The organism is Pseudomonas sp. NPDC089918, from assembly GCF_050280605.1.
Taxonomy (GTDB): Bacteria; Pseudomonadota; Gammaproteobacteria; order Pseudomonadales; family Pseudomonadaceae; genus Aquipseudomonas.
In genome coordinates this window covers 36748-43507 of sequence record NZ_JBNNVP010000049.1, presented here as the reverse complement: position 1 = coordinate 43507, position 6760 = coordinate 36748, and the positions used below count along the sequence as shown (strand labels likewise).

Below are 6760 nucleotides of genomic sequence, written 5' to 3'. Positions count from 1 at the left end.
CCGGCGCTTCGATCATCATGTGCTCGCCGTGCTGCCACAAACAGATCCGCCTGCAGATCCAGAGCCCGGCGCTGCTCAAGCCGATGTTGCAATACGGCCTGCACCTGGGCCAGCAGGCGGAAATGGTCACCGACAGTTTGCGTGCGTTGTTTCTGGAAGCTTGTGGTTACGAGACCAAGGTTTTTGAGTTCATCTCACTGGACCACACCAACAAGAACAAGATGATCCTGGCGGTCAAACGCGCCGAGCCGGTGGACCCGGCTCAGCTGTTGGTGAAGATCCAGGAACTGAAGGATTTCTACCACATCAGCGAACATTGCCTGGAAACATTGCTGCGGGCTGATGGTTACCTCTGATCCTGTGGGAGCGGGCTTGCTCGCGAAAGCGGTTTGACATTCAACATCTTCGTTGAATATTAAACCCCCTTCGCGAGCAAGCCCGCTCCCACATCTGATTTGACTGCCGTCTTGCGCCCCAACATCACCGTCACGATCACCCCGGCGGCAAACAGCCAGGTAATCGGCTCGACGTGCTCACCGAAGAACAACGCCGAAAACGCGATGGTGAAGAAGATCTGCAGCAACTGGATCTGGCTGACCCGGGCAATGCCGCCCATGGCCAGCCCGGCGTACCAGGCAAAGAACCCGATGAACTGTGAAAACAGCGAGACGTAACCGAAGGCCCACCAGGTTTTGGCCGAAATATCGCCTTGGTGTTGCAGCGCCAGATACACCACCGGACCGATCAGCAGCGGTGTCGACAGCACCAGCGCCCAGCAGATCACCTGCCAGCCACCCATCTCCCTGGCCAACCGGCCGCCTTCGGCATAACCCAACCCACCTACGGCAATCGCGCCGAGCATCAGTAAATCACCGGCCTGAATACTGCCGGCACCGCTGATCAGCGCATAACCGAGCACCAGCGCACTGCCCAACGCGGCGCAGGCCCAGAAGGCTTTCGACGGACGTTCATGGGACAGCCACGCGGCATACAGCGCCACGCACAGAGGTTGCAAGCCGTTGACCAGTGCGCCGTGGGAGGCGGGCAACGTCTGCATGGCCCAGGCCGACAGCACCGGGAAACCAAGGATGACCCCCGCGATCACCAGCGTCAGACCTTTGACCTGTTTCCACGTGGGCCACTTTTCACGGTGCCACAGCAACAGCAGCGCTGCCGGAATTGCCGCAAACAGCGCACGGCCGAGGCCGTTGAGCAGCGGATGGAGTTCCTGCACGACGATCCGGGTGAAGGGCAGGGTCAGGCTGAAGATAACAACGCCGAGCAGGCCGAGGGCCATACCGGTGTTTTCGCGCGAGGACATGATGGGAGACCAGAATTCAGGATGGCGGGAAGTTTCTTTATCTAGCCATAAACCGCAGGCGTTGCTCTGTTACAGATAGGTGCAGAGTTATCCGTACAGTTTGAGGCCGCCATCGCGGGCAAGCCACGCTCCCACAGGTTTTGCATCGCCCTCAAGAACAACACAGTGTCTGTGGGAGTCGGGCTTGCCCGCGATGAACGATTACGCGGTCCATCAGGTAGTAACTGGTTATTACCCACCCCGCCGGATAAGGACTACCTTGAATACTCCTGCATGCCCACGCATTTTCCAGAGGAGTCCTCCCCATGGCGGCTAAAAAAATTCTGATGCTGGTCGGCGATTACGTCGAAGACTACGAAGTGATGGTGCCGTTCCAGGCGCTGCTGATGGTCGGCCACACGGTGCATGCCGTTTGCCCGGACAAAACCGCCGGCCAGACCGTGCGCACGGCAATCCATGACTTCGAAGGCGACCAGACCTACAGCGAAAAACCCGGTCACCTGTTTGCCCTGAACTTCGATTTCGCCAAGGTAGATGCAGCGGACTACGACGCGCTGCTGGTGCCGGGCGGTCGTGCGCCGGAGTACCTGCGCCTGAACGAAAAAGTCCTGGACCTGGTGCGAGCGTTCGACAAAGCTGGCAAACCGATCGCCGCCGTGTGTCACGGTGCGCAACTGTTGGCCGCCGCAGGGATTCTCGAAGGTCGCGAGTGCAGCGCCTACCCGGCGTGCGCTCCGGAAGTACGCCTGGCTGGCGGCACGTTCATCGATATCCCGGTGACGGAAGGTCACGTTCAAGGCAATCTGGCCACTGCACCAGCCTGGCCGGCGCACCCGAGCTGGCTGGCCGGTTTCCTTGGGTTGCTGGGCACCAAAATCACGCTGTAACGAGGGACCTGTCCATGTGCGAGCTCTACGTCAAGGCCGATCCGATTCTCTACGAGTCGCGCTCCCGCTCGCTGCGCATCTGCGGGGTGGTCACCACCCTGCGGCTGGAGAATCAGTTCTGGGACATCCTCAGCGAAATCGCCGAGGTCGACGGCATGACCACCAATCAGTTGATCGCCAAGCTCTATGAAGAGGTGATGGACTACCGCGGCGAAGTGGTGAATTTCGCCTCGTTCTTGCGGGTCAGCTGCATGCGATACCTGAGCCAGAGACGGGTGCAGACACCTGAGTTGTCGGTGGTGCGTGCGGTGGTGAAGTAGCGAGATTGTCGGGTGACTGTGCTGGCGCCATCGCGAGCAGGCTCGCTCCCACAAGGGATTGATGTACGCAAATCCACTGTGGGAGCGAGCCTGCTCGCGAAGGGGTCGGTACAGGCGACAGAAATCCTGACTTGGTCTTTACTCTGAAGCGCAAACCTCTCAATCGCCAAGGAGAAAAAGCATGTCTGGATGGTACGAAGTGAGCAAAACCAGCAACGGTCAGTTCAAGTTTGTATTGAAAGCGGCCAACGCCGAAACCATTCTGACCAGTGAGCTGTACACCACGCGCGGCGCGGCCGACAGCGGTATCGCCTCGGTTCAGGCCAACAGTCCGCTGGACGAACGCTACGAGAAAAAAACCACCAAGGATGGTCATCCTTACTTCAACCTCAAGGCTGCCAACCATCAGATCATCGGCAGCAGCGAATCCTACTCATCGGATGCCGCGCGGGATAAAGGCATCGCCAGCGTCAAGGCCAACGGCCCGACTACGGTGATCAAGGACAAGACCTTGCCAGTGCTCTAAACACACCGCTTGATAAGTCCAATACACATCCAGTGTGGGAGCGGGTTTGCTCGCGAAAGCGGTCTGACATTCAGCATCTTCGTTGAATGTTCAGCCCCCTTCGCGAGCAAGCCCGCTCCCACATAGGTTTGGCAGCGTTAACAAATCCCTGTGGGAGCGGGCTTGCCCGCGAAGAGGCCGGCCGCGGCGCCGCTAAACTTCGACCGGTACAGTCAGCTTCGGACTACCAAGCGCATGCGTCTTCGAATCAAAAAACCGCAGCTCCACCCCCGTCCCTTCAAACACCTTCGTGTAATGCCGCTTCTGGTGCTGGATGAACGCCTTGCTGCGCGGGTAAATCGAGATCGCCGCTGTCTTCGGCTTTGCCTGACGCAATGCATGAATGATGTGACTGTCCTGCTCGCCAAGGGCATGCCCGAAGATGCACAGCCCATCGCCATGGCCCAGTAACTGGTCGTAGCAAAACGACAGGTAATCGGAGCTGCGAATGGTTTTGAGCTTGTCCTGGGTCGGGCCTTCGTTGACGAACAGTGGCACATCGTCGAGGGTCTTGATCGTATTGTTGATGGCGAAACTGCCCAGCAACGTACCTTCGGTCGACATCAATTTACGCGCCGTGCCGTCCTGATTGCGCACCAGATGCAGGCCGCCGTGCAGGTACAGCAGCCGGGTTTTGTCGGTCGTGGTGAGGCTCAGGTCAAAACGCGGCTCGGTGCCCTGGAACAGATCGGTAATAGCCTCAGGCCGGTGCTGGATCGCCCAGTAGTTGAGCAAGTCGTAATTGGTGGTGAACACCGTTCGATAGCTGCCCAACTCCTGATTGATCGTCGCCAGCGTCGAGGGCACCACCAACCGCCAAGGGATGTGCACCGCATGCACGGTATTGATCAGCGCTTCCTTGATCGCGTAATAACGATTGCGCGGTGCCGCTGAGCTGACGGCCAAGGCCTTGTTGACCCGGCTGGTGGTTTTCAGCGCCCCAAGCACCTGTTCGAAACTGCGCGTCTGCATCGCCTCGAACACGCTCAATTCTGATTGGCTCAGAGGCTTCTCTTCGACGGTGCGGGCGTTTTCGAACAGCGAGTCGTAGCCGAAGTCGTCCCATACCGCACGACTGGCACCGTTACCCACCAGCAGGCCGCCGAAAGAGGCGGTGGTGCGCAAGGCGTTCCAGTCTTCAAGTTGGGCATCGACATCCTGGAAATCGGTCATTGCGTTCGTTGTCTCAAAGCAAAAGGTCTGATGGACGGCGACTTTATCACGACCCGGACTTGAGCCAGATCAAGTTACCGCACGACTAATGGGTCGATCCTGTGCGCACCCGCCGGATCGGTGCTGTTGATTCGGCTTCAGCCAGGAGACTCGCGCATGAGCAGTACGTTTTTCATCCCCGCTGTGAACATCATGGGCACCGGTTGCCTCGACGAAGCCATGGACGCCATTCGCAAGTATGGTTTTCGCAAGGCACTGATCGTCACCGACACCGGGTTGGCCAAGGCTGGCGTGGCGACGATGATTGCCGAGAAACTGGCGATCCAGGACATCGACTCGGTGATCTTCGACGGCGCCAAGCCGAATCCGAGCATTGCCAACGTCGAACTTGGCCTGGGTCTGCTCAAGGAAAGTCGTTGTGATTTCGTGGTGTCGCTGGGCGGCGGTTCGCCTCACGACTGCGCCAAGGGCATCGCCTTGTGCGCCACAAACGGTGGGACGATTCGTGACTACGAAGGCGTCGATCAGTCAACCAAACCGCAGTTGCCGTTGATCGCGATCAACACCACCGCCGGCACTGCCAGCGAGATGACCCGTTTTTGCATCATCACCGACGAATCCCGTCACGTGAAAATGGCCATCGTCGATCGCAACGTCACGCCGCTGCTGTCGGTCAACGACCCGGCGCTGATGGTCGCCATGCCCAAAGGGCTGACTGCCGCCACCGGCATGGACGCACTGACCCACGCCATCGAAGCCTACGTCTCCACGGCGGCCAACCCGATTACCGATGCCTGTGCGCTCAAAGCCATCACCTTGATCAGCAATAACCTGCGCCTGGCCGTACGCGACGGCAGTGACATGATCGCGCGGGAAAACATGGCTTACGCACAGTTCCTGGCCGGTATGGCATTCAACAATGCGTCCCTCGGCTACGTTCACGCGATGGCTCACCAGTTGGGCGGTTTCTATGACTTGCCCCACGGTGTGTGCAATGCGGTGCTGCTACCGCACGTGCAGAGTTTCAACGCGCTGGTCTGCGCCGACCGCCTGACCGATGTCGCCCGCGCGATGGGCGCCGACATTCACGGATTCAGCCCTGAAGAGGGCGCTCAGGCAGCGATCGCGGCCATTCGCAACCTGGCCAGGGACGTGGAAATCCCCGCCGGTTTACGCGAGCTCGGTGCCAAGCTCAACGACATCCCGGTGCTGGCCAGCAACGCCTTGAAAGACGCCTGTGGACTGACCAATCCACGGGCGGCGGATCAGCGGCAGATCGAGGAGATTTTCCGCAGCGCGTTTTAAGTGGTTCGACGGCCGGGCGCGAGCACTACGCAAAGCAGCGCGCCCACGGCCAGCAAGGTGCATAGCAGCGACAATGGCCATGCCTGCTGGCTCGCTATCAGGCTGGCGATACCGCCGATAATGGCGGCCATCAGTTGGTGAATGAAACCGCTCAATGCCATCGCATAAGCACCGCCGACCGGCGAACCTTCGTTGGCCAGGGACAGGCTGATCGGGTAATTCAACGACTGGCCAAACACCGCAAAACAATAGGGTAGCCAGAACAGCAGCGCTATTGACGTACCGGCGATGCTACTGAGCAACATGACCGCGCTGCCGGTCAGTACCAGCCCAACGCCCGCCGTCATCAGCTGGCGCTGACCGGTACGCAGCACAAAGCGATTGACCGCCACAGCCCCGAGAAAATAGGCCGCGCTGATCGGCCAACCCAACAATCCGTATTCCACTGCCGACCAGTTGAAGGGGCCTTGCAGAATCAACGGCGCGGCGGTGTTGAATGCGACGATCACCCCGTAACCCAGGCCGCCGACAAGGGCCGGCAACAGGAAGGCCCGATGACCCAGAATGTGCCAGTAGCTCGTCCAGGCGGATGACAGTGTGTTCTCTGCTGCCAGCACCGGGAACGTGAGTCGGGCCACCACCACCGCCATCAACAGGCTTACGCCGCCCAACAAGTAGAAGATCATCGGCCAACCCAGCGCCACTTGGATAATCGACCCCAAGTATTGGCCGATACCCAGCGCCACCACAAAGGAAATCGATATCCAGGACAATGCCTTGGCCAGCAGGTCGCCGCGAAAACTGTCGCGGATCAGCACCCGGGCCATGACCGAAATTCCGCTGGCGCCTACCCCCTGAATCAGTCGAAAAAACAGGAACGACTCCAGCGTCTGGCCCAAGGGCAGGGCCAGGTTACCCACCCCATAGATACCGAGCGCCGCGAGCAGCACCGGTTTACGGCCAATGCGTTGACCGAGGCTGCCCCAGAACAGCATCGGCAGCGCCATGCCGATCAGATACACTGCCAGCCCCCATGAAACCTGCGAGGCATCGGCGGTTAGATCCCGGGCAATTTCCGGCAGCGCCGACAGATAAATGCTCATGCCCAATTGAGCGAGAAAAACCGTGCAGCAGGTGATGAGGAGGGTGGTGCTGCTCTTCATTGGATCTTCCCTGAGTTTTTCAGCAG

General features: G+C 59.4%; 7 protein-coding genes and 1 pseudogene. 5 read left to right on the top strand and 3 right to left on the bottom strand.

The window, feature by feature from the left end:
• Positions 1 to 356 (top strand): annotated as a pseudogene (locus tag ACQKPC_RS26055) (methyltransferase); the annotation flags it as partial.
• Positions 357 to 415: 59 nt separating this feature from the next.
• On the opposite strand, the gene ACQKPC_RS26050 reads toward ACQKPC_RS26055, so the two are convergent.
• A complete protein-coding gene (locus ACQKPC_RS26050; RefSeq protein WP_427627342.1) occupies positions 416 to 1321 on the bottom strand; it encodes a DMT family transporter in 906 nt (301 codons plus the stop codon).
• A gap of 305 nt (positions 1322 to 1626) precedes the next feature.
• Here ACQKPC_RS26050 and ACQKPC_RS26045 point away from each other — a divergent pair, with 305 nt between their 5' ends.
• The 3 genes from ACQKPC_RS26045 (at position 1627) to ACQKPC_RS26035 (ending at position 3054) form a co-directional block, all read left to right on the top strand.
• A complete protein-coding gene (locus tag ACQKPC_RS26045; protein ID WP_095051422.1) occupies positions 1627 to 2208 on the top strand; it encodes a DJ-1/PfpI family protein in 582 nt (193 codons plus the stop codon).
• A 14-nt stretch (positions 2209 to 2222) separates the two neighbouring features.
• Positions 2223 to 2528 carry a ribbon-helix-helix domain-containing protein gene (locus ACQKPC_RS26040; protein WP_038979286.1) on the top strand — a complete coding sequence of 102 codons (306 nt, stop codon included), beginning with the start codon at positions 2223 to 2225 and terminating at the stop codon, positions 2526 to 2528.
• 181 nt (positions 2529 to 2709) lie between these two features.
• A complete protein-coding gene (locus ACQKPC_RS26035) occupies positions 2710 to 3054 on the top strand; it encodes a YegP family protein (protein WP_008010829.1) in 345 nt (114 codons plus the stop codon).
• Positions 3055 to 3246: 192 nt separating this feature from the next.
• On the opposite strand, the gene ACQKPC_RS26030 is transcribed toward ACQKPC_RS26035, so the two are convergent.
• On the bottom strand, positions 3247 to 4266 hold the full coding sequence (locus ACQKPC_RS26030) for a DUF4917 family protein (RefSeq protein ID WP_123499164.1): 1020 nt from the start codon (positions 4264 to 4266) through the stop codon (positions 3247 to 3249).
• Positions 4267 to 4422: 156 nt separating this feature from the next.
• Between ACQKPC_RS26030 and yiaY the strand changes: the two genes are divergently transcribed.
• Complete coding sequence (gene yiaY / locus ACQKPC_RS26025; protein ID WP_427627339.1) at positions 4423 to 5571, top strand: L-threonine dehydrogenase; 1149 nt, start codon at positions 4423 to 4425, stop codon at positions 5569 to 5571.
• Here yiaY and ACQKPC_RS26020 read toward each other — a convergent pair.
• The gene (locus tag ACQKPC_RS26020) at positions 5568 to 6734 is read right to left on the bottom strand and encodes a multidrug effflux MFS transporter (protein WP_427627337.1); all 1167 of its coding nucleotides are present in this window, start codon (positions 6732 to 6734) and stop codon (positions 5568 to 5570) included. The genes yiaY and ACQKPC_RS26020 overlap by 4 nt on opposite strands.
• Positions 6735 to 6760 lie beyond the last annotated feature (26 nt).

Bases quoted from the DNA above. Each gene is read 5' to 3' on its own strand.
- ACQKPC_RS26050 (WP_427627342.1), bottom strand. From the start codon at position 1,321: ATGTCCTCGCGCGAAAACACCGGTATGGCCCTCGGCCTGCTCGGCGTT.
- ACQKPC_RS26045 (WP_095051422.1), top strand. From the start codon at position 1,627: ATGGCGGCTAAAAAAATTCTGATGCTGGTCGGCGATTACGTCGAAGAC.
- ACQKPC_RS26040 (WP_038979286.1), top strand. From the start codon at position 2,223: ATGTGCGAGCTCTACGTCAAGGCCGATCCGATTCTCTACGAGTCGCGC.
- ACQKPC_RS26035 (WP_008010829.1), top strand. From the start codon at position 2,710: ATGTCTGGATGGTACGAAGTGAGCAAAACCAGCAACGGTCAGTTCAAG.
- ACQKPC_RS26030 (WP_123499164.1), bottom strand. From the start codon at position 4,266: ATGACCGATTTCCAGGATGTCGATGCCCAACTTGAAGACTGGAACGCC.
- yiaY (WP_427627339.1), top strand. From the start codon at position 4,423: ATGAGCAGTACGTTTTTCATCCCCGCTGTGAACATCATGGGCACCGGT.
- ACQKPC_RS26020 (WP_427627337.1), bottom strand. From the start codon at position 6,734: ATGAAGAGCAGCACCACCCTCCTCATCACCTGCTGCACGGTTTTTCTC.